Here is a 21,435-nt window from a genome sequence, read left to right on the forward strand (position 1 = left end):
ATGAGAATTTGAAGGCTCAAGACCTATACCCTCTGTATTCCCTGAGATGGCAAATCGAAATCTTATTTAAAACGTGGAAGTCCTTATTTGAGATTGATGAGGTTCAAAAGATGAAACAAGAACGCTTTGAATGTCATTTATATGGAACGTTGATTGAAATACTTCTCTCATCAATGTTGGCGTTCCAATGTCGATTGTATTTACACAAGATTCATCAAGCTGAAGCTAGTGAATACAAATGCATCGACACAGCGCGCGAGTCTTTGCCTCACCTGATAACGGCTGCCGAAACAGGAGTCGAAAACGTGAGGGCCATGATAAGGCTTGTCTACGAGAATGCCAGGATTCACGGAGGAAAAGAGCACAGAAAGAACCATCTCAGCCCATTTGACATTTTAGGTATAGCTTACAAGTAAAAGATGAACGACTGATTTTTAGAACCTTGACACTTTCAGCTTTTGGTAGGGCACCAACTGGAAAATAAAGGAATAGTAAATGATTATCACTTAAGCTAAATTACAATCATTCACTAGCTTGACGGCTATGCGCAGCTTCCCAACCACCCCATTCGATTTATTTGAGAAACGAACCCTTTACCAAGCTGGATTGTCTTCCACTATCCCACTGTTAGGAGTATAAAGCGCTCAGTATCAAGCTTTCAGGATTCAAACACCTCTGCACGGGAATTTGTTCCTTATACTCTCATCGCTAGATTGTTGCTTATTCGAGAAGGAGGTTTCGAGACACTAATTAGGCAAAGGGGCGGAGGGGAATGGGGAGACTCCTGCGGGGAAAAAGTGCTTGGTGAGACCCCACAGAGCGAAGCTCGAGGAGGCTCACCGCGCTCCCGCGGAAAGCGATCCATTCCCCGCAGCCCCCATCCACTCAACAAAAGTCTCGAAACTAAGTCTTCCACAATCCTGCCATACTCTTTAAGAAGATCCGTATGTAGGCATAAAAAAAGACAGGGCAGGACCCTGTCTTTTTTATTATTCGACTGTGATGATTTTTACGTCGATTTCTCCGCCTGGTGTCGCGACTTTGACCTTGTCACCAACAACATGTCCAATTAAGCTTTGAGCCATTGGAGAGTCATTGGAAATTTTGCCTTCAAATGGGTCGGCTTCAGCACTTCCGACAATCGTGTACGTCTCTTCGTCTCCATCCGGAAGCTCTTGGAACGTTACAGATTTACCCATCGTCACTGTGTCAGGGTTTTCATTATCATTTTCGATGATGACTGCATTTCGAATCATGTTTTCTACTTGTGTGATTCGTGCTTCTACAAATGCTTGTTCATCTTTAGCTGCATCGTACTCAGAGTTCTCTGATAGATCTCCGAAACCGCGAGCGATTTTAATCCGTTCGACTACTTCTTTGCGTCGCTCTGTTTTTAAATGATGCAATTCTTCTTCTAATTTTTGTTTACCTTCTTCCGTCATATAATAACTTTTGTCTTCTGCCATGGTCCAAATACACTCCTTTAAATACAAGAAAAAATGATGTCCTTAATATAGGAAATGAGCAGTACGACTGTACGCTCATTAAAGATGATTTACTATACTTTACCCGAGGACATTATGATTTAGAACTACTAGTGAAAACTATGCCAGATTTTTGGTAGTATTTCAACTATTTTCTTTCGTCACTGTTTGTCCTTTTTCGTAAAGAACCGTTTGAATCTTCGTTGCCATAAGATCAATGGCCACGTGGTTTTGCCCACCTTCTGGGATGATAATATCCGAGTATCGTTTGGTCGGTTCTACGAATTGCAAGTGCATGGGACGAACGACATTGATATATTGTTCAATCACAGAGTCGAGTGAACGGCCTCTCTCATCAATATCTCTCATTAATCTACGGATAATTCTTACATCTGCATCTGTATCTACAAAAACTTTAATATCCATGAGATCTCTGAGGCGTTCATCTTCCAGGACTAGAATCCCTTCAACGATAATCACTTCTTTCGGTTCGACATGAATGGTTTCATCTGAGCGGGTATGCATCTTATAATCATAGACCGGTTTTTCTACAGGCTTTTGATCAAGCAATTGTTCCAAGTGCTCAATGAGAAGATCATTATCAAAAGCTAGAGGGTGATCATAGTTTGTTTGTAACCTTTCCTCAAACGGAACATCACTTTGATCCTTATAATAATAATCTTGTTCTAGCATTAATAACGTCTTATCTGTAAAGCGCTGGATAATCGAACGAGTCACACTCGTTTTCCCTGATCCTGATCCTCCCGCTACTCCAATCACTACTGGTTTATCACTCATGCTCCTGGGTGCTCCTTTCATCCATTCCATTCTTATCTATAATAGCTCTTATGTTTCCTTCTTTTTCGTAATAGCAACCCCGTCCCCGATCGGGACAATGGTTGTGTAGTAATCAGGATGTTGAACAAGCCATTCATTAAAACTCCTGATTTTACCAGCGATTTTCGCCATTCTTGGACTTGCTTCTGAATCGTCAGCAACAAAACCTTTAAATAGTACGTTATCAGAAATAATGACGCCTGTATCGGATACCATAGGGGAATACATATGGAAAAATTCTTCATACTTTCCTTTGGCTGCATCGATAAATAATAAATCAAACGGGCCTTCTTTTTCAATGGTAGATGCTACCTCTAGGGCATCTCCCTGGATGACATGGATCTGTTCCTCGGCGTTCATATCCTTAATATTTTTCAAAGCATCCTTATACCGCTGTTCATCACGTTCGACCGTTATTATTTGACCACCTGGACAAGCTTCCAGCATCCGAAGGGCTGAATAACCAATGGCTGTACCGATCTCCAGGATTCTTTTTGGTTGTTGGATCCTGAGAAGCTGCATGAGAAAATCTATCCCCAACGGTTCCATGATTGGTACTCGTTGTTCTTCTGCTTCGGATTCCATTTTCTTAACAGCTGTGGAAGGCTTTGAAAGCAATGACTGTAAATATTCTTCTTGATTCATCCTGTTTCACCCTTCCCATCAATTTTACATCCGATTTACAACCCCATTATTTTAACATAAAAAAAAGAAGGAATGCGAGTATCTTTTTGCATTCCTTCTAAAAACATGTTAATTGATATACTCATTTTTCAGTTGGTTATGTTCTTCTAGTGAACTTGCGTAATGAATCTCTCCACTACTATCAGCCAGGAAATAGAAATACTCATGATCCTTCGGTTTAGCAGCTGCCTGTAAAGAGTTCTCATTAAAGTTTGAAATCGGTCCAACCGGGAGCCCGGTTATATAATAGGTGTTGTATGGGGATTCGATTTCCAGATCTTCATACAGGACTCGGTCTTTATGCTCTCCGTGGGCGTAAAGCACGGTCGGGTCTGTTTGAAGTTTCATATCTTTATCTATACGGTTTTGAAACACGCCGGAAATCATTTGACGACTTTCTGCTGTTCGAGCTTCGTTTTCCAGAAGGGATGCCATCGTGACGAGATCGTGAACATTTTCAATCCCTTCAAGGTTCCCCATTTGATTGACATAAGGAAGGACCACCGCCTGGGTTTTATCCAGCATTTTCTTCACAAGCTGATCGATGGTTGGATCCTCGACATAAACGTCATAGGTCGCAGCAAACAAATACCCTTCGAGGGGATGGCGTATTTCTTCTTTCAATATATCTTCTGTTAATAGTTGAGGATATTCAGACATCAGTTCTTTTACATAGGTTTCATCATCCACTTTTTCCATGAATTCTTCTTTAGTAAATGGTAAGTCTTCTGCGTACACCTCTGCAATCTGCTCCAGGTTACGCCCTTCAGGAACAGTCACTTTGTAAACAGGTTCTTTCACGAGCTTACCTGTTTTTAACGTTTCAATAATTTCATTTAAAGTCATGGAAGATGTAAATTGATAATTTCCCGCTTGGAATCCAGATTCGTTCTTAAACTTTGTATAAAAACGGAAGATCAAATCGTTTTTGATGATATCATTCTCTTCAAGAATACTTGCTATTGAAGATGTAGAAGATCCCAAAGGTATATCCACATTGATCTGTTTATCATTCCCTGGCTCTACAGGCTCTAAAGCAGACTTCACGTAAAAATAACCAGTAAGTCCTCCGATCACAAGGGCAAGAACCAAAACTGTAAGAATGATTGAGACAATTTTTCTCACTTTACTTGCTTCCTCTATTCTCGTTTTCAATCTTTTTTTATATTGATTTTTAAAGTCAGAATTAGACAAACGGACTTCCCCCTTTCATCCGGTTCATTATACTATAAAATGAAAGAATCTTTCTACATATTCCCTTAATTTTCTACAAGGAGAAGAGACTCTTCGGTTTTATATAGCATGAAATAAGTGTGCCACCTCAGAGAATAATAAAAGCCTGCAGCTGGTCGCTGCAGGCGGTAGGAATTACGTCAAATCTTCATCTGTCAACGTATTCAACATTTCTTCAACCATTTCCCATTCATCGTCGGATTCGATCTGGAATAGAGCAAGGTCATCTTCTTCATTCCCTTTTTCTTCATAACGGAAGGCAAAGACTTCTACTTCTTCCCCATCCTTTTGTTCAGCAGGGACGACTGCGATGTAAGAATGTCCTGTTTGTTCAACATCAAAGGTGAACAAAACTTCAAATAAATGCTCTTCCCCATTTTCATCAGGAATGATGATGCGTTCTTCTTTTTCTAGTGCCATATCAAACGTCCTCCTTATTGTTTCGAATCCAAGTAACTTTGCAAAATCATGACAGCAGCCATTTTATCAATGACTTTTTTCCGTTTTTTCCTGCTGACATCTGCATCCAGCAGCACGCGTTCGGCTGCCATAGTGGTTAAGCGTTCATCCCAAAGATGTGTTTGGAGATGAAATTCTTCTTCCAGCCATGAGGCGAAAACCTGACTTGCTTCTCCACGTGGGCCGACCGTACCATTCATATTCTTCGGAAATCCTACAACCGCTTCCGTCACATCATGGTCACGGATGACTTTTCTTAACGGCTCCTTAGCCGTATTGAAGTCCTGCTCGTCCCAACGGAGTGTGGTGAGGCCCTGGGCCGTCCAGCCAAAGGCGTCCGATATGGCGATGCCTATCGTTTTTTCGCCCACATCCAGTCCTATTTTTTTCATTCAATGCCCTCTTTATTCTCTTTGATGTAAAATTTAACCAGTTCTTCAATCAACTCGTCGCGTTCAATTTTGCGGATTAAGTTTCTGGCATCCTGATGACGAGGAATGTACGCAGGGTCGCCTGAAAGCAAATATCCGACAATCTGGTTGATCGGATTGTACCCTTTCTCTTGTAATGCTCCGTAAACAGATAGAAGTACGGATTGGACATCTTGATCAAACGGTTCTTCAGAGAAGTTGAACCTCATCGTTTTATCCATTGAACTCATTACAGTCACCTCGCACTTTTGTAGTATTTACTCTATTATATACCTAATTCTTCTATAGGAAAAACTAGGCGTTTTGACTTGCATATTCCTTGGCATATTCAAGTGCTTCTGGAATTTTAGAAGCATCCTTACCACCCGCTTGTGCCATGTCTGGACGGCCACCACCGCCACCACCGCATCGGGTCGCTGCTTCTTTGATTAATTGACCTGCATGATATCCTTTTTCTACTAAGTCCTTCGATACTCCTGCAATTAATTGAACTTTATCTCCATTCGGAGCTGCAAGAAGGATCATTCCGGAGTCAAGTTTCTGCTTCAGATCATCAACCATTGTCCTGAGAGCATTCATATCTTTCACATCTACTTGCTTGGCAAGAATCTTCACTCCATTGACTTCCTCCACTTCATCCAAAATATTGGAGGCTTCCATGTTTGATAATTTTGCACTTAGTGATTCATTTTCTTTTTGAAGATCTTTCATTTCTTTATGAAGGACTTCAATTCGCTCTGGAACCTGCTCAGGCTTGGTCTTCAACTGCTCCCCAGCTTTTTTCAGCAACGCTTCTTTGCCATTCATATACAAATAAGCATCCTTAGCTGTGACAGCCTCGATTCTTCTGGTGCCAGCACCAATTCCAGACTCTGAAATAATCTTGAATAAGCCGATTTCGGCCGTGTTCATGACATGACAACCTCCACAAAGCTCAAGGCTGTAATCGCCAACCTGAACGACTCTAACCGTGTCCCCATATTTTTCACCAAATAAGGCCATCGCGCCCTTAGCTTTTGCTTCTTCAATAGAATTGAGTTCGATGGAGACCGGAATAGACTGCCATACTTTTTCATTCACGATGCTCTCAATTTTCTCCATTTCTTCGTTCGTTACAGAACCGAAGTGGGAAAAGTCAAAGCGCAGGCGATCTGGAGCTACAAGAGAGCCGGCTTGATTGACATGTTCGCCAAGGACATCTTTCAAAGCTTGATGCAGAAGGTGTGTCGCTGTATGGTTTTTAACAATAAAGGAACGTCCACTTTGATCGACTTCTGCCTTCACTGTGGCTCCTTTTTCTATAGAACCTTGTTTAACGATCGCTTCATGCATGTGCTGACCATTCGGCGCTTTTTGAACATTGGTGACTTCAACTACAGCAGATTCTGTTCTCAGGAAACCGCGATCGGCGATCTGACCACCACTCTCGGCGTAAAAAGGTGTTTGGGATAGGAACAGGTAAATGGTGTCGCCCTCTTCTGCATATCCACTGAACTCTTTTCCTTTAATCAGTTCTACAATTTCCGTTTCAACTTGAAGTGTGTCATAGCCAATGAATTCACTTTCTACGTGAACGTCACCTAGTACTCCATCTTGGACTTGCATGGAATCGGTCTTTTGACGAGCACTCCGTGCGCGCTCCCGTTGCTTTTGCATTTCGTTTTGGAAACCTTCTTCATCAATGGTGAAGCCAGCTTCTGCTACGTACTCTTCTGTCAGTTCTTTCGGGAAGCCATACGTGTCATATAAACGGAAGACTTCCGTTCCAGGGAAGACGTTGCTTCCTTTCTCGGTCTCCTGTTTGATGATGGTGGAAAGAATTTGCAACCCATCATTCAAGGTTTCATGGAAACGTGCTTCTTCTGTTTGAATGACGTTTTGAATGAAGGATTCTTTCTCCTTCACTTCAGGATAGAAGTCGACCATGATTTTAGAGACTTCAGGAACTAGTTTATACATGAATGGTTTGTCAATCCCGATCTGCTTTGCAAAACGTACAGCTCTTCGCAACAGACGACGCAGGACGTAACCACGTCCTTCATTCGAAGGCAGGGCCCCATCACTAACTGCGAATGTCACGGTTCTCATATGGTCTGCAATCACTTTGAAGGATGCATCTGTATCGAAGCTGTCTCCATAGTTTTTATCAGCCATTTTTTCTGTTGCTTCAATAATAGGAAGGAATAAATCTGTCTCGAAGTTCGTTTCTGTTTCTTGAATGACACAAACAATACGCTCAAGACCCATCCCTGTATCAATGTTTTTCTTAGGAAGTGGTGTATAAGTATCATCAGGGTTGTGGTTGAATTGGGAGAAAACAAGATTCCAGATTTCCAAATAGCGTTCATTTTCTCCGCCAGGGTAAAGTTCTGGATCACTCGAGTCACTTCCGTATTTTTCTCCACGGTCATAAAAGATTTCTGTATTCGGGCCACTAGGTCCTTCTCCGATATCCCAGAAATTCTCTTCGATGCGGATGATGCGCTCTTCATCTAGTCCGATTTTATCTTTCCAGATTTGGTAAGCTTCATCATCTTCCGGGTGTACAGTTACAGAAAGCCTTTCTTGGTCGAACCCAATCCATTGATCACTCGTAAGGAACTCCCAGGCCCATTCCATGGCTTCTTCCTTGAAGTAATCTCCAATAGAAAAATTACCCAGCATCTCAAAGAAGGTGTGGTGTCTGGCCGTGAATCCTACATTTTCGATATCGTTCGTACGAATCGATTTTTGAGCATTTACAATTCGTGGGTTTTCAGGAATGACGCGGCCATCGAAATATTTTTTCAATGTTGCCACACCACTATTGATCCATAGAAGTGTAGGATCTTCGTGAGGGACGAGTGATGCGCTAGGTTCTACGCTATGCCCTTTTTCTTTAAAGAAGTCAAGGAACATTTGACGGACTTCCGCTGATGTTAATGATTTCATTTTCAACAACCTCCTCAGTTTCATCAATAGTATAGAGACCGTTCCGGACGAAGGAGGAACAAAAAAACCCCGTCCCTGCCTTTAAATCGGCAGGGACGGGGTTTTGTTTCCGCGGTACCACCCTGGTTATAGACATACACGTCTATCAGCTTGTATGCCTTTAACGTGGCATGACCCCGGCGGGAATTAACCGCACTCCGGAATAGCTTTCAACAACCTCCATGCAATGCGTTTTTCAGCCTGGAACGCACCTCTCTGATCATGAACGAATCGCCTACTTTTTTCCTTCATCGTTTTCTTTCGTCCTTATAGTCTTTGCTAAGCGTTATTATAGATAACTGTCGTTCATCTGTCAACGTTTAACCTTCCTGTACGGATCTCCGAGGCCACTACTTTTAAGCATGTCAATACAGGAACGGCCAAAATCAGTCCAGGAATTCCAGCCACTTCTCCGCCGACCAGTAAGGCTAAGATGATGAACAAGGGGTGGATATGAATACTCTTCCCCATGATATACGGGGAAAGGAGATTTCCTTCGACCAGTTGAATGATCAGAATAACAGCTAATGTGAAAAGGAGTGTATTCACACTCACGGTAAGAGCCACAATGACCGCAGGACCTGCTCCAAGAAGAGGGCCGAAGTAGGGGATAATATTGGTCAACCCTGCAATTAACCCTAAGACTAAAGGGTAGGGAAGGTCAATCAACCAAAACCCTGCGGTAGCTAATACGCCTACAAATAAACTGATCAATAGCTGCCCTCGAATATAGCCTCCCAGAGAGTGATTCAACTCTCTGACCAACCTGTTGGACTCCTCATGCCATTGAGAAGGGAGTAGGAAAACTAGAGCTTTCCCTATGCTCTTATAGTCTTTAAGAAAATAAAACGTCATGACAGGCACAACAGCTAGAAGCACAATCATGTTAAATATTCCGCTAAGACCAGCTAGTAGAGCCAGTACTCTTCCACTCACCCATTCTTCAAAGCTGGCAAAACGCGCATCGACTTCATGGTGAAGACCGTCCGGCAATTTCTCTGTTTGGGCATAAAGCTGCTTTGTCCAATCCTGATAGGACTCAACCAAATAAGGCAAATGCTCGTTTAAAAGCTTCAATTGATCAAGCAATCGTGGAATACCTTTATATAATCCAAAGGCCGTCAGCGAAAAGAAGAGCACAAAAATCACAAGTATGCTAATCGTACGAGACAGGCCGAGATCCTCGATTACGTGCACGAGTGGATGCAGCAAAAGAGATAACACAAGAGCCAGTAAAAACGGCAACAGCACTTTCCCCATGACGATGAGGACACCGTCATAATAAGGGAACAACCAAGCTAGCAATAAGAGAGAAAGTAGGATGATAAAAAAGATGGTGAATCTCCGCAACCATTTAGAGGAGCGATCACTCATGAATCATCAAGATCCCTGCTGATAAAAAATATCATTCAAAGAACTTAAGCTGCCATCTTCCTCAATTTGGTTGATATTCATTTTTCCATCTTCAATCGTTAACTCAAGGCAACAATTCCAACAATAGTATTGTTCGTTACCGATTTTCCCAAGGTTCTTATTATTGCAGTTCGGACATCTCATCGGACATACTCCTTTTTTACCAAATAGTATGTCCACGAAAATGAGATTCATACATTACTTGAGTTGTTCCATCACCCATTCAATCCCCTCATCCACCTCTTCCTCAGAAGGGTTGGTGTGCGGCGTGTGCTCAAGGATAAAATATTTGTCCCTGCCTTTTGCAAGCAGTACTATGCAAGGAGTCATGTCAAAAGCTGTGTCCTGCTTTTCAAAGTCCGGGTGAATCGGTGTCCAAATATATCCTTTATTAGTGAACCGAACATTATGCATATGTACGACTTTGGTAAATGGAAGAAGTGGCTCTATATACTCTCTCCAATTGTTTCCCACCGCAATCCTATAATCACCGATATCAATACAAATACTCAGACCATATTTTTCCCAGAGATTCATAGGAAAATCATACAGGTATTGAATGCCTGCAGAAGATTTATTATGACCAAGCTTTGGTTCACATACGATTGGAACCCCATACGATTCCTGTAAGTGTTGTAAAAACTGCAAGCCTTCCTCTATCTTTTCAAGAGTAGACTCCGCCTCACCTTTGAAATAAGGAAAGTGAACAAGGACATAGGATGCCCCTGATCGTGCCGCTTCCTGCACTTCCTCTACAAACAATTTCCTGGCGAGGGAGGGATGCATTTTCACTTCTTCTAGAAGATCATACTTGCTGTTTTCTCTGAAGTGAGGAACATGAATACCAAAACTAACCTTGTTCTCTCTGGCTAAATTCAAAAAGGAGAGATAGGAATCCCTGTCCCCAAACTCTCCTATTTCCACATGAGGCAATCCTTTATCAAATAGCTCCGGAAGACGGTCACGATCAGACATGATGGTACTTCCAGACATCCCAATAGAATGTGCCAAAACGTTCCCTCCTACATAAAATCATATGGTGACAACTGTTCTCCTTCTTCTGTATCCACTTCAGGTACGGATTCTTCTTGCAGTTTCTCTTTTAACCTTGTGTATCTTGTATTCGTATCTGTTGTACCCACACCGTCAAGGAAAGCTTCCTGGTCACCGCAAATAATGAGAGACTGTTTGGATCTTGTAATGGCCGTATAGATTAGATTCTTTCTTAACATTCGGCGATAGCTTCTTACGATTGGCAGTATAACTATGGAAAATTCACTGCCCTGGGATTTATGAATGGAGGTACAATAGGCATGCATGATGCTGTTCAAGTCTTTTTTCGGATAGACGACTTCTTTTCCTTCAAAATCGACTACCACCTGCTCAACGCCATCCACGTTTTCTTCCGCACGGAAAATGGCTACGATTTCGCCGATATCTCCATTATAAACACCATCTTCAGGCTGATTCACCAATTGGATGACCTTATCCCCTTTTCGATAAGTAACCTCAAAGTGCCTTAAATCGCGTTTTTGTTTACTTTTCGGATTAACCGTTTGCTGGATGCTTTCATTCAACTTATGGATCCCTACGTCTGTTCGATACATCGGAGCAAGTACTTGAATGTCTTTCAATTCATTCCCCTTGTCCAACGCTTTTTGGACAATGTTAGTCACGAGATCACTTAACTGGTGTTCTCTTGCCGGGATGAAGTTGAAGTCATGGTCCTTTTCAAGGGAGGCTGTCGTACAAGCATCCTTCTTTATCTCATGGGCAAGCTGGATGATTTTCGAACCTTCCTTTTGACGATAGACTTCTGTTAACTTTACGGATGGAAGTGTGTTAGAAGCTAAGAGATCAGCAAGCACTTGACCGGGACCTACCGAAGGCAGTTGGTCTTCATCTCCAACAAGTAAGACTTGCATATCATCAGGGATGGCGCGGAACAATTGATTTGCAAGCCAAATATCGACCATCGAAAATTCATCGATGATCAACAGACTCCCTTCCAGCGGGTTGTTCTGATTGCGTTCAAAGGAGTCATGTCCATCCCACCCTAACAAACGGTGGATGGTGCTTGCAGGCAGTCCTGTCGATTCTGTCATCCTTTTTGCAGCTCTTCCTGTCGGTGCTGCAAGGACGAATGGAAAAGGTTTGTCACTATCATAATCTTCGGGATGGATAGAAAAATCGTTCAATTCTGCATACGTATGGATGATTCCTTTAATGACGGTCGTTTTACCCGTTCCCGGTCCACCGGTTAAAATCATCAATTTGGAATGAAGGGCTTTTTCAATGGCGTTGAACTGGTCTTCGCCATAACTCATCGCTTCCTCTTCTTCCAAGTCCCCAATGATTTTCATCAAATCTGCTTGTGTGTGCGCTACATCAACCTCTTTTTCTTGAATGCGGTCCACATGACTGCAAAAACCATTTTCAGCAAAGTATAGAGTCGGAAGATAGATGCGTTCCTCTTCAATATATACAAAACGTTCTTCACCAAGATGGATCATTTGCTCAGATAGCTGTTCGAAAGTAATGGCAGGCTCTGAGCCCTGATTTAACAGTTGTTCAACCTGGACGAGGCACTCTTCTGTCGGGAGATAGACATGTCCCGCACTCATGCTTTTTTGCATCATATACAAGCACGCCGCTCGAATCCTTGTTGGATGATCATGGGAAAGATTCTGCATCTTTGCCATTTCATCCGCTCGATGAAAACCGAAGCCATCCACATGAAAGACGAGCTGGTAAGGGTCTTCTTCAATGATCGCCATCGTTTGATCCTTAAAGGCTTCATAGATTTTTTGAGCAAGCTTCAAACCAAATCCATATTGAGACAAATGAATCATGACGTGTTCGAACCCTTGATGCTCTTTCAAGGCCTCATATAGTTGATCCGCTTTATCTTTAGGCAACTTTGGAACAGCATCTAACACATCACGGTTTTCCAATATTCTTGATATCGCTTGTTCTCCTAACTCATCCACGATCCGTTCGGCTGTTTTTTTTCCAATGCCGTGGAAAAGATCACTGGACAAGTAGAGGACGATTCCATCTTTCGTTTCCGGCAACACACGATTGTACATGTCTACTTCATATTGCAGCCCGAATTTTTTATGGTTTTTGAATTCTCCATAAAACATATAGGTTTCGCCTTCCTCCAAAGGAGAAAAATGCCCTTTGATCACAAGGGACTTCTCTTCGAACGCTTCATTCGTTTCCTTCACATGAATGGAAGCAATCGAAAAGTGCTCGGATTCATTGTGAAAGATCATCCGGCTCAATTCCCCTTTGACATAAGGACGTTCTTCATTCGATTCTTGAAAGAGCGATTGTTGAGTCATAACCATCGAACTCCTCTACTCGTTTAACGCTTGTTCCACTTGCCCTTTGGCATGAGCTGCCAGCATATGCTCAGGATTGATTTCCAATGCTTTAGAAAAATGCTCCAGCGCTTTTCCGGCGTTCTCCTGATGAAGAGCAACGACACCAAGGTTGTAATGCGCATCACTGTGTTGTTCTTCTAATTGTAGCACATGGTTCATGACTTGTTCAGCTTGATCAATCTGTCCATTTTGAGCCAGGCATAGACCATATTGGAATTGGACATCCACGTCCTCCGGTGCCAGTTCTGATGCTCTCAGAAGATAAGGGAGAGCAAGCTTCACGTATTCTTGATGAATGAATGTCATTCCTAACATAAAGTGAACATCTGCTTCATCTAATCCTTGCTGAATCGCCTGGATAAACTGTTCCTGTGCTTTCGTATACTTTTCCTGTTCATAATACACATTTCCCAGGCCATAATAGGCGGTTGCTGCCGTATCATCCAATTCGATGGCACGATGAAAGAAGCGCTCGGCTCTTTCATGCTCATTCATGTGTGTCAGCAAATTACCGAAATTGATGTACCCTACAGGCTCTTTGGGATTCTCGTCAATGGCCTCCGTAAATAGTTTTGCTGCTTCCTCATAATTATGGTTTTGCATCTGTTCGATTCCTTGCTTTAACTTATCCATTTCAAACCTCTCCTTACAATATGTCTCCTATAATAACGACACTTTCGTATCACAAACCATATTTTCTATGAAGCTCATGTGAAAGTTTCCAGAGCAAGGCTCACTAAACTCACATGGAAAGTAAGTTGTTTCAATGCCCTGCTACTAAGGGAAATCGACACTCATAAAAAAGTCATGTCCAAAAAATACGGACATGACTTTTTCATTCTATCCTACATAAGTGATGGCTTGATCTTGTTTGAGAACAACATCGATTGTCGCCCCACCGAGGCAGACTTCTCCATCGTAAAAGACGACCGCCTGCCCTGGAGTGATCGCACGTTCTGGTTCGTCAAACATGACTTTCCACGTTCCATCTTCCATCGGGTATACCGTCACTCCGCTGTCTTCTTGGCGATAACGGAATTTAGCCGTGCATTTGAATGACTCGGTCGGTACGGACCCTTTTGTCCAGCTTGCTTCGGAAGCGATGAGACCGTCAGAGTACAGCGCATCATGATGAAACCCTTGTCCAACGTAGAGAATATTATCCGTCACATTCTTACCTACGACGAACCATGGGTCTCCAGCGCCTCCAATACCCAGTCCTTGACGCTGACCTAATGTGTAGTACATCAATCCGTCATGCTTGCCTTTCACTTCACCATCAAGAGTTTCCATATTGCCTGGTTGTGCAGGTAAATATTCACTTAAGAATTCCTTGAAGTTACGCTCTCCGATAAAGCAGATTCCTGTAGAATCTTTCTTCTTCGCAGTAGCAAGATCATGCTCTTCCGCAATCCTACGCACTTCTTTTTTCTCAAGATGACCTAGCGGGAACATCACCTTAGAAAGCACTTCCTGTGATAGCTGGTTCAAGAAGTACGTTTGGTCTTTATTGTGATCGACTCCCCGAAGCATTTCATATGTGCCGTCGTTTTCACGGACTTGCGCATAGTGGCCCGTCGCCAAATAGTCAGCTCCGAGAGACATCGCGTGGTCCATGAACGCCTTGAACTTGATCTCTTTGTTACACATTACATCAGGATTCGGTGTTCGGCCTTTTTTGTACTCATCAAGGAAATAAGTGAACACTTTATCCCAATACTGCTTCTCAAAATTCACTGCAAAATACGGAATATCCAACTGGTTACAGACGCGGATAACATCTTCATAATCTTCCGTAGCTGTACAGACACCATTTTCATCGGTATCGTCCCAGTTCTTCATAAAAATACCCACGACATCATAGCCTTGTTCTTTCAATAGGAGAGCTGCAACGGATGAATCCACCCCGCCACTCATTCCAACGACTACCCGTGTATCTTTAGGATCTTTCATTTCTTTCACCTTCCTTTATCAAGACAGCCGTTTAATAATTTGGCTGACTCTCCTTGCTGCTTCTGTTATATCTTCTTCATTATTTGCAAGTCCAAAACTGAACCGTATCGAATTGGTGGTTTTCGGGTGGTCGGAACCAAACATCGCGGAAAGAACATGAGATGGCTCTACAGACCCTGCCGTACAGGCACTTCCGCTCGAAGCAGCGATGCCTGATAAATCAAAATTCGTGAGCAGCGTTTCCACGTTCATCCCAGGAAAACTGATGTTTACGATTGATTCTATTGTTTTTTCATGGGACCCATTCACTTCACATGAAATGTTCTCCTCCTCCAGTGTTTGAAGAAAGAGCTGCTTATAATGAAGGTATTTTTCTTTATACGTCAAACGCTCAGCCTCCATAATCTCAACAGCTGTCTTCAGCCCTTGAACGGCCGGAATGTTTTCTGTCCCTGCTCGTCTTTTCCGTTCCTGTTCTCCACCATATTGAAGAGATTCAATTACCGTGCCTTCACGGATATACAAAAAGCCGATGCCTTTCGGGCCATTGATCTTATGACCGGAAACCGCCATCAAATCGACTCCAAGGTGTGAAACATCGATATCCATCAGACCGTATGCCTGAACAATATCAGAATGAAAATAACCCTGATGATCCTTTAAAACAGCGGCTATTTCTTCAATCGGCTGAATCGCTCCTGTTTCATTATTAACCATCATGATAGAGACAAGAATAGTATCCTCACGAAGAGCACCTTTTAAGTCATCCACTTTTACTATTCCATCCTCATCTACAGGCAAATAGGTGACTTCAAAGTCTTGAGACTCCAAGTATTCGACTGCATGTAATGTAGCATGATGTTCGATCGAAGTGGTAATGATATGCTTACCCTTGGAACGATTAGCTCTCGCCGTACCAATAATCGCTAAATTGTCCGCTTCGGTTCCTCCGCTCGTAAAAACAATTTCTTTCTCATTCGCACCGAGGCCATGAGCAATTCTTCTTCGCCCTTCATCCAAAATCCGCCGGGCTTTCCTTCCAAACTGATGAACACTTGACGGATTGCCAAATACATCTTTGTAAACAGGCATCATTTCTTCGATCACTTTGGGATGGACGGGTGAAGTCGCTGCATGGTCCAAATAAATTGACTTCATCTTTTCACCTCCAACCATTAAATATAAAACATATAAGCATCTTGAGTCTGGTCATCGACATGATCCTTTAAGTCTTCAAGCGTCGTGGTATCAAGGACATCTTTCACTGCATCTCTGACCCTCTTCCACAACGCCTGCTTCGCAGGCTCTTCATTTTCAATACCTTCAACAGGTGTGATCGGACCTTCTAAAACACGGATCACATCTCCTGCTGTAATTTCGTGGGGAGCCTTCGTGAGCATATAGCCTCCATAGGCACCACGAACACTTTTTACGAGACTTGCGTTTCGCAATGGAGCAATCAGTTGCTCCAGGTAATGTTCGGATAGATTATTGTCTCTTGCAATCTGTTTCAAGGAAATTGGACCGTCTCCATATTTCCTTGCCAGTTCAATCATGATGGTTAGCCCGTACCGGCCTTTGGTAGATATCTTCATACATGTCACCCTTCATTATTAAAAACTGTAGCCATGTTTTTGCCTGTGGTAAGGTGTATCCTACAAATGTACCCAGAAACAGGGCGATGAATACCGTCCCTGCCCCAACAGGCCCACCAAGAGCAAAACCTGCCACGGCTACGATAATTTCAATTCCATTTCTTACTGTCGACACTTTCCATCCAGTAGCCTTCGTAATCAATAACATCAGACTATCACGTGGCCCTGCCCCGATGTCAGGTGCAACATAAACACCAATCCCAAGAGCAATGACAAACGTTCCTGATATAAAAATCAATAATTGCATGATCAATGTTTCAGGTTCTGGCAAAAGCCAATTAAAGAAATCAATAAAAACACCGATGAGAATCATATTCAATATCGTTCCTACTTGCGGCCACATTTTTTGTAAAACTGAACTCGTCAGAACGATCAGCAATCCGGCAATAATCGACCAGGTTCCTACGGTAAGACCTAATTTAAGAAACAGACCATAATGAAAAACATCCCATGGTCCAATTCCAAACTCTTTCACCTGCATTGTCATTGAAATGCCGAGGCCCAGGATGACTAAACCGATAAAGAAAAAGTTCCAGCGAATGAAGTTTTCGCGCTTTTTCTCCTTCACATAAGTCATGGTCATCTTCCTCTCTCTATTATACCAAACGCTATTATAGCATGAATGGCAAGTCCCTTGCATTTTCCTTGGAATCATTCTACGCTTACATTTATAACTGTCAAAAGGAGAATGTTCTATGAGTCAGCAACCCCTCGCTTTTCGATTGCGACCAGCCAATATAGATGAAATTATCGGACAGTCCCACCTCGTTGCCGAAGGAAAAACCATCAATCGTATGATTAAGGCTGAACGCCTGGCATCGATGATTTTATTCGGACCACCCGGGACGGGAAAAACTTCGATGGCGACCGCACTTGCCAAAAGCTTGAATATCCCTCATAAAACGTTGAACGCGGTAACAGATAAGAAGAAAGACATGGAAATTGCCGTTGAAGAAGCGAAGATGCACGGGCAACTCGTATTGATCCTTGATGAAGTCCACCGGCTGGATAAAGCAAAGCAGGATTTCCTTCTCCCACACCTGGAAAGCAACCGTTTAACCATGATCGGTTGTACGACAAGCAACCCATACCATTCCATAAATCCCGCGATTCGAAGCCGTTGTCATTTATTTGAGCTGTTCCGATTGGATAGTGATCACATCAAACAGGCGATTCACAGAGCACTGGACGATCGCGAAAAGGGCCTTGGTCACATGAACATCCAAATCACTGACGATGCTCTTGACCACTTTGCTCAATCTTCCAATGGAGATCTGCGCTCAGCTTTGAACGGGTTGGAACTCGCCGCTTTCTCTACACCTGCTGAGGAAAATGGGCTTGTGAAGATCACCTTAGAGGTTGCCGAAGAATGTATGCAGAAGAAAAGCTTCACACATGATAAGGATGGAGATGCTCATTATGATGTCCTCTCAGCGTTTCAAAAATCGATTCGCGGCAGTGATGTTGACGCTTCCCTTCATTATTTAGGTCGTTTGATTGAGGCTGGGGACCTGGATAGTATCGCTAGAAGATTAGTAGTCATTGCATATGAAGACATTGGCCTCGCCAATCCCCAAGCAGGTCCTAGAGCCCTGTCTGCCGTGGAAGCAGCTGAGAGAATCGGATTTCCTGAGGCCCGCATCCCATTAGCGGTGGCTGTGACAGAACTAGCTCTCTCACCGAAATCCAACAGTGCGTACAAAGCACTTGATGCGGCACTTTCAGATATTAGGAATGGGAAAAGCGGAGAAGTTCCTCAACATTTAAAAGACTCTCATTACAAAGGAGCCGAAAAGCTAGGAAGAGGGATCGAGTACAAGTATCCCCATAATTATGAGAATGCGTGGGTAGACCAGCAATACCTTCCTGGTCTCATAAAAACACGTCAATACTATGAACCGAAACGGACGGGTAAATTCGAACAAGCTCTTGAGCAGGTTTATAGCAAAATCAAAAAGCAAAAATCTACTTGAGTATATTTCCACTTCTTCTTGGCTACACTACTACTAAATCTGACAAACTATTATCTTTAAAGATAAAATTAGGAGTGGTGAATATGCCTAAAGTAAGACAAGATGCCTGGTCTCATGAAGATGATCTATTATTAGCTGAAACCGTTCTGAGACATATACGGGAAGGAAGCACACAATTGAAAGCTTTTGATGAAGTCGGTGATATTTTAAACCGTACTTCCGCTGCCTGCGGGTTTAGATGGAATGCAGAAGTCCGACAAAAGTATGAACAGGCCGTTGAGCTTGCGAAGAAACAACGAAAAGAGAAAAAGCGGAAAGAAGCGAAGCAGCAACCTGTCTATCAAAGACCTCAGGCTCCTGTTGTGTATCAAGCAGAAATAGAGGAAGAAGACTATTTACTTCCTGAGCCGGCTACCTCAGAAATCCATGAGGAGAAGCGAACTCATCAAGAACTTGGTTTAGAAGACATCATTGCTTATTTGACGGACCTTAAACAAGAGAGTACAAATTCCGGATCTCTTCAAATCCGACTATCTAAACTAGAACGTCAAAACAAAGAGTTAGCAGAACAAAACCAGCAATTAAGTGGACAGCTTGAAGCCATGACCGAAGATTACCAGGCTTTGATTCAAATTATGGACCGTGCTAGAAAAATGGTCATGTTTGATGATTCTGATCATGCTTACAAACCTCAATTCCGCATGGAGAAAAACGGGAATCTCGAAAACCTTGCACGCTAATCAGATAAAGGTCGCGTGTGTCTGAGCAATGGAGCGGGACGTCGCTCCATAAGTCAATTTTCACACAGTTAATTGTTTTATCATTGCATTGACCATTAAAAAAGCGTTTCCCTGATAGGGAAACGCTTTTGTTATTTAATCACATTGATTTTTAGTAAAGAGCAATTAAAAAGACCAATCCCAATTGTGCCGTCGTATCATGAGTTTTGAACCCGCTCTAGGCAGGTGGGTGCCCTGTTCCACATTTCTTGCGTCCTCCCATCAATGATGGTTATGAGGCATGCATTCCATGTGGAAACACCAGGCTCCCGTTTCAAAAATGTTCGGTCAAAACGTACATTCGAACAACGTACACATCAGGATTGGTCTCTTTAATTTTGTAATGTAATCTTAGCATATAACAAAAACAGAATCAACAATTAACCAACACATTTATTCATCTGAGTCAGACTGACTAGATGGCTTCAACTGCAGGTGAAGTTCATCAAGCTGTGCTTCACTGACAGGTCCCGGAGCGTTTGTCATAGGATCTTGGGCTGACGCCGTTTTCGGGAACAAGATGGTGTCACGCAAGTTGGTACGGCCGGCTAAAAGCATGACAAGCCTGTCCAGTCCAAAGGCAATCCCACCGTGTGGCGGCGTACCATATTCTAATGCTTCAAGAAGGAATCCAAATTGTTCATTCGCTTCTTCCTGGCTGAAACCAAGCACTTCGAACATCTCCTGCTGCATGTCTTTTTCAAAGATACGCAAGGAACCTCCACCAAGTTCATAACCATTAAGAACAATATCGTAGGCTTCTGCACGGACGTGTTTTGGATTTTTCTTCAGTTCATCCATACGGCCGCCCGCAGGCATCGTAAACGGGTGGTGCGCCGCATGATAACGGCCTTCATCTTCATCATACTCAAATAGTGGCCAGTCCGTAACCCAAAGGAAGTTGAACTTGGTCTCATCAATTAAGTCTAAGCGACGCGCAAGCTTTTGCCGTAATGCTCCTAGACTGTCATGAACAACGGAGGTTTGATCCGCTACAAAGAGAAGAAGGTCCCCATCTTTTGCAGCCATCTTTTCTTTGATTGATGCCACCTCTTCTTCAGAGAAGAATTTCGCAATCGGTCCATTGAACTCCCCGTCTTTCACTTTCAACCATGCCAATCCTTTGGCTCCATAAACTTTGACATCTTCTGTCATTTTATCAATATCTTTTCGGGAAAACTCATCGGCTTTCCCTTCCACGTTAATGGCGCTTACTTGGCCGCCGGAAGCAACGGCTCCGCTAAAGACTTTAAAACCGGAGTTCTTTACATCTTCAGAAAGATTCACTAATTCAAGGCCGAAGCGGGTATCAGGCTTATCAGAACCATACCGTTCCATCGCCTCATCATAAGGCATACGAAGGAACGGTGTTTCGATTTCCTGGCCTTTCACTTCTTTCATAACCCGCTTCATCATACGCTCTGTCATGGCCATGATATCTTCTGTCGTCATGAATGAAGTCTCAATATCGACTTGTGTGAATTCAGGCTGACGGTCAGCGCGCAAGTCTTCATCACGGAAACAGCGGACAATCTGGTAATACCTCTCGAACCCTGACATCATCAGCAGCTGTTTGAAAAGCTGAGGTGATTGAGGCAATGCATAGAATTCACCTTCATGAACCCGGCTCGGAACAAGGTAGTCACGCGCTCCTTCTGGTGTGCTCTTCGTAAGCATCGGCGTTTCCATATCTAAAAATTCTTCCTCATTTAAGAAATTACGAATCGACTGGGTCGTTTGGTGACGCATTTTAAACGTCTCCTGCATTTCCTTTCTTCTCAAATCCAAGTAGCGGTATTTAAGACGAAGATCTTCGGATACCTCTGATTGATCTTCAATCATGAATGGTGGTGTCTTCGCTTTGTTAAGAATCGTCAATTCCTTTGCAGCTACTTCAATTTCCCCAGTGCCTAGGTTGCTATTGACGGTTTGAGCATCCCGTGCAACAACAGTCCCTTTAACTTCAAGGACATATTCGCTACGGACATTCTCAGCCTTCTCCAGAGCTTCACCGGAAGTCTCAGGATTGAAAACGACCTGTACTAAGCCTGAACGGTCTCTTAAATCGATGAAAATCAAACCACCTAGATCACGGCGTTTTTGTACCCATCCCTTAAGTGTGACCTCTTGTTCCAGATGTTCTCTGCGTAAAGATCCGCATTTTGTTCTTACCAT

Annotated in this window: 21 protein-coding genes and 1 other RNA gene; 3 read left to right on the plus strand and 19 right to left on the minus strand. The window is 43.0% G+C overall.

Features of this window, described 5'->3' with window-relative positions:
• Window positions 1–416, plus strand: a 416-nt coding sequence (locus BLS23_RS11005) for a transposase (protein WP_143015255.1), incomplete at its 5' end; no start/stop codon positions are given.
• A 573-nt stretch (window positions 417–989) separates the two neighbouring features.
• On the opposite strand, the gene greA is transcribed toward BLS23_RS11005, so the two are convergent.
• The 17 genes from greA to BLS23_RS11090 all read right to left on the minus strand — a co-directional run bounded on the left by greA (window position 990) and on the right by BLS23_RS11090 (window position 17,085).
• Window positions 990–1,466, minus strand: a complete 477-nt coding sequence (greA, locus tag BLS23_RS11010) for a transcription elongation factor GreA (protein WP_089652610.1) — start codon at window positions 1,464–1,466, stop codon at window positions 990–992.
• A 162-nt stretch (window positions 1,467–1,628) separates the two neighbouring features.
• Complete coding sequence (udk, locus tag BLS23_RS11015; RefSeq protein ID WP_089652611.1) at window positions 1,629–2,282, minus strand: uridine kinase; 654 nt, start codon at window positions 2,280–2,282, stop codon at window positions 1,629–1,631.
• Window positions 2,283–2,330: 48 nt separating this feature from the next.
• Window positions 2,331–2,966, minus strand: a complete 636-nt coding sequence (locus BLS23_RS11020; RefSeq protein ID WP_089652612.1) for an O-methyltransferase — start codon at window positions 2,964–2,966, stop codon at window positions 2,331–2,333.
• Window positions 2,967–3,074: 108 nt separating this feature from the next.
• Window positions 3,075–4,199 carry an endolytic transglycosylase MltG gene (gene mltG, locus BLS23_RS11025; RefSeq protein WP_089652613.1) on the minus strand — a complete coding sequence of 375 codons (1,125 nt, stop codon included), beginning with the start codon at window positions 4,197–4,199 and terminating at the stop codon, window positions 3,075–3,077.
• A gap of 174 nt (window positions 4,200–4,373) precedes the next feature.
• Entirely contained in the window at window positions 4,374–4,658 is a 285-nt protein-coding gene (locus BLS23_RS11030) for a DUF1292 domain-containing protein (protein WP_089652614.1), read from the minus strand.
• Window positions 4,659–4,672: 14 nt separating this feature from the next.
• Window positions 4,673–5,089 carry a Holliday junction resolvase RuvX gene (ruvX, locus tag BLS23_RS11035; RefSeq protein ID WP_089652615.1) on the minus strand — a complete coding sequence of 139 codons (417 nt, stop codon included), beginning with the start codon at window positions 5,087–5,089 and terminating at the stop codon, window positions 4,673–4,675.
• Entirely contained in the window at window positions 5,086–5,358 is a 273-nt protein-coding gene (locus tag BLS23_RS11040) for an IreB family regulatory phosphoprotein (RefSeq protein ID WP_075034715.1), read from the minus strand. The genes ruvX and BLS23_RS11040 overlap by 4 nt, the downstream gene beginning before the upstream one ends.
• A 64-nt stretch (window positions 5,359–5,422) precedes the next feature.
• Window positions 5,423–8,059, minus strand: a complete 2,637-nt coding sequence (alaS, locus tag BLS23_RS11045) for an alanine--tRNA ligase (RefSeq protein WP_089652616.1) — start codon at window positions 8,057–8,059, stop codon at window positions 5,423–5,425.
• Window positions 8,060–8,404: 345 nt separating this feature from the next.
• Complete coding sequence (locus BLS23_RS11050) at window positions 8,405–9,472, minus strand: AI-2E family transporter (RefSeq protein WP_089652617.1); 1,068 nt, start codon at window positions 9,470–9,472, stop codon at window positions 8,405–8,407.
• A 6-nt stretch (window positions 9,473–9,478) separates the two neighbouring features.
• Window positions 9,479–9,655, minus strand: a complete 177-nt coding sequence (locus BLS23_RS21755) for a hypothetical protein (protein WP_089652618.1) — start codon at window positions 9,653–9,655, stop codon at window positions 9,479–9,481.
• A 54-nt stretch (window positions 9,656–9,709) separates the two neighbouring features.
• Window positions 9,710–10,522, minus strand: a complete 813-nt coding sequence (locus tag BLS23_RS11060) for a TIM barrel protein (RefSeq protein ID WP_089652619.1) — start codon at window positions 10,520–10,522, stop codon at window positions 9,710–9,712.
• Window positions 10,523–10,533: 11 nt separating this feature from the next.
• Complete coding sequence (recD2, locus tag BLS23_RS11065; RefSeq protein WP_089652620.1) at window positions 10,534–12,858, minus strand: SF1B family DNA helicase RecD2; 2,325 nt, start codon at window positions 12,856–12,858, stop codon at window positions 10,534–10,536.
• A gap of 15 nt (window positions 12,859–12,873) precedes the next feature.
• Window positions 12,874–13,533 carry a tetratricopeptide repeat protein gene (locus tag BLS23_RS11070; RefSeq protein ID WP_089652621.1) on the minus strand — a complete coding sequence of 220 codons (660 nt, stop codon included), beginning with the start codon at window positions 13,531–13,533 and terminating at the stop codon, window positions 12,874–12,876.
• A gap of 207 nt (window positions 13,534–13,740) precedes the next feature.
• The gene (mnmA, locus tag BLS23_RS11075) at window positions 13,741–14,853 is read right to left on the minus strand and encodes a tRNA 2-thiouridine(34) synthase MnmA (RefSeq protein ID WP_089652622.1); all 1,113 of its coding nucleotides are present in this window, start codon (window positions 14,851–14,853) and stop codon (window positions 13,741–13,743) included.
• 18 nt (window positions 14,854–14,871) lie between these two features.
• Window positions 14,872–16,011, minus strand: coding sequence for a cysteine desulfurase family protein (locus tag BLS23_RS11080; protein WP_089652623.1), 1,140 nt, complete (start codon window positions 16,009–16,011; stop codon window positions 14,872–14,874).
• 17 nt (window positions 16,012–16,028) lie between these two features.
• Window positions 16,029–16,448 (minus strand): cysteine metabolism transcriptional regulator CymR, encoded by a 420-nt coding sequence (gene cymR, locus BLS23_RS11085; protein WP_089652624.1) that lies wholly within the window; start codon window positions 16,446–16,448, stop codon window positions 16,029–16,031.
• Complete coding sequence (locus tag BLS23_RS11090; protein WP_089652625.1) at window positions 16,402–17,085, minus strand: YczE/YyaS/YitT family protein; 684 nt, start codon at window positions 17,083–17,085, stop codon at window positions 16,402–16,404. The genes cymR and BLS23_RS11090 overlap by 47 nt, the downstream gene beginning before the upstream one ends.
• Before the next feature lie 118 nt (window positions 17,086–17,203).
• Here BLS23_RS11090 and BLS23_RS11095 point away from each other — a divergent pair, with 118 nt between their 5' ends.
• Window positions 17,204–18,481, plus strand: coding sequence for a replication-associated recombination protein A (locus tag BLS23_RS11095; protein WP_089652626.1), 1,278 nt, complete (start codon window positions 17,204–17,206; stop codon window positions 18,479–18,481).
• Between the two features lie 83 nt (window positions 18,482–18,564).
• Window positions 18,565–19,221, plus strand: coding sequence for an RsfA family transcriptional regulator (locus BLS23_RS11100; RefSeq protein ID WP_089652627.1), 657 nt, complete (start codon window positions 18,565–18,567; stop codon window positions 19,219–19,221).
• Between the two features lie 173 nt (window positions 19,222–19,394).
• On the opposite strand, the gene ssrS is transcribed toward BLS23_RS11100, so the two are convergent.
• Window positions 19,395–19,587: non-coding RNA, 6S RNA (gene ssrS, locus BLS23_RS11105), on the minus strand.
• A 66-nt stretch (window positions 19,588–19,653) separates the two neighbouring features.
• Window positions 19,654–21,435, minus strand: coding sequence for an aspartate--tRNA ligase (gene aspS, locus BLS23_RS11110; protein WP_089652628.1), 1,782 nt, complete (start codon window positions 21,433–21,435; stop codon window positions 19,654–19,656).

The sequence above is a fragment of the Halobacillus aidingensis genome (genome assembly GCF_900104185.1).
Lineage (GTDB): Bacteria > Bacillota > Bacilli > Bacillales > Halobacillaceae > Halobacillus > Halobacillus aidingensis.

Excerpts from the sequence above, each read along its gene's own strand:
- aspS (WP_089652628.1), bottom strand. The coding sequence starts at position 21,435 with ATGGTAAGAACAAAATGCGGATCTTTACGCAGAGAACATCTGGAACAA.
- BLS23_RS11040 (WP_075034715.1), bottom strand. The coding sequence starts at position 5,358 with ATGAGTTCAATGGATAAAACGATGAGGTTCAACTTCTCTGAAGAACCG.
- BLS23_RS21755 (WP_089652618.1), bottom strand. The coding sequence starts at position 9,655 with ATGAGATGTCCGAACTGCAATAATAAGAACCTTGGGAAAATCGGTAAC.
- greA (WP_089652610.1), bottom strand. The coding sequence starts at position 1,466 with ATGGCAGAAGACAAAAGTTATTATATGACGGAAGAAGGTAAACAAAAA.
- BLS23_RS11095 (WP_089652626.1), top strand. The coding sequence starts at position 17,204 with ATGAGTCAGCAACCCCTCGCTTTTCGATTGCGACCAGCCAATATAGAT.
- BLS23_RS11020 (WP_089652612.1), bottom strand. The coding sequence starts at position 2,966 with ATGAATCAAGAAGAATATTTACAGTCATTGCTTTCAAAGCCTTCCACA.
- udk (WP_089652611.1), bottom strand. The coding sequence starts at position 2,282 with ATGAGTGATAAACCAGTAGTGATTGGAGTAGCGGGAGGATCAGGATCA.
- ruvX (WP_089652615.1), bottom strand. The coding sequence starts at position 5,089 with ATGAAAAAAATAGGACTGGATGTGGGCGAAAAAACGATAGGCATCGCC.
- BLS23_RS11080 (WP_089652623.1), bottom strand. The coding sequence starts at position 16,011 with ATGAAGTCAATTTATTTGGACCATGCAGCGACTTCACCCGTCCATCCC.
- BLS23_RS11090 (WP_089652625.1), bottom strand. The coding sequence starts at position 17,085 with ATGACTTATGTGAAGGAGAAAAAGCGCGAAAACTTCATTCGCTGGAAC.
- BLS23_RS11050 (WP_089652617.1), bottom strand. The coding sequence starts at position 9,472 with ATGAGTGATCGCTCCTCTAAATGGTTGCGGAGATTCACCATCTTTTTT.
- BLS23_RS11070 (WP_089652621.1), bottom strand. The coding sequence starts at position 13,533 with ATGGATAAGTTAAAGCAAGGAATCGAACAGATGCAAAACCATAATTAT.
- mnmA (WP_089652622.1), bottom strand. The coding sequence starts at position 14,853 with ATGAAAGATCCTAAAGATACACGGGTAGTCGTTGGAATGAGTGGCGGG.
- cymR (WP_089652624.1), bottom strand. The coding sequence starts at position 16,448 with ATGAAGATATCTACCAAAGGCCGGTACGGGCTAACCATCATGATTGAA.
- alaS (WP_089652616.1), bottom strand. The coding sequence starts at position 8,059 with ATGAAATCATTAACATCAGCGGAAGTCCGTCAAATGTTCCTTGACTTC.
- recD2 (WP_089652620.1), bottom strand. The coding sequence starts at position 12,858 with ATGACTCAACAATCGCTCTTTCAAGAATCGAATGAAGAACGTCCTTAT.
- BLS23_RS11030 (WP_089652614.1), bottom strand. The coding sequence starts at position 4,658 with ATGGCACTAGAAAAAGAAGAACGCATCATCATTCCTGATGAAAATGGG.
- BLS23_RS11100 (WP_089652627.1), top strand. The coding sequence starts at position 18,565 with ATGCCTAAAGTAAGACAAGATGCCTGGTCTCATGAAGATGATCTATTA.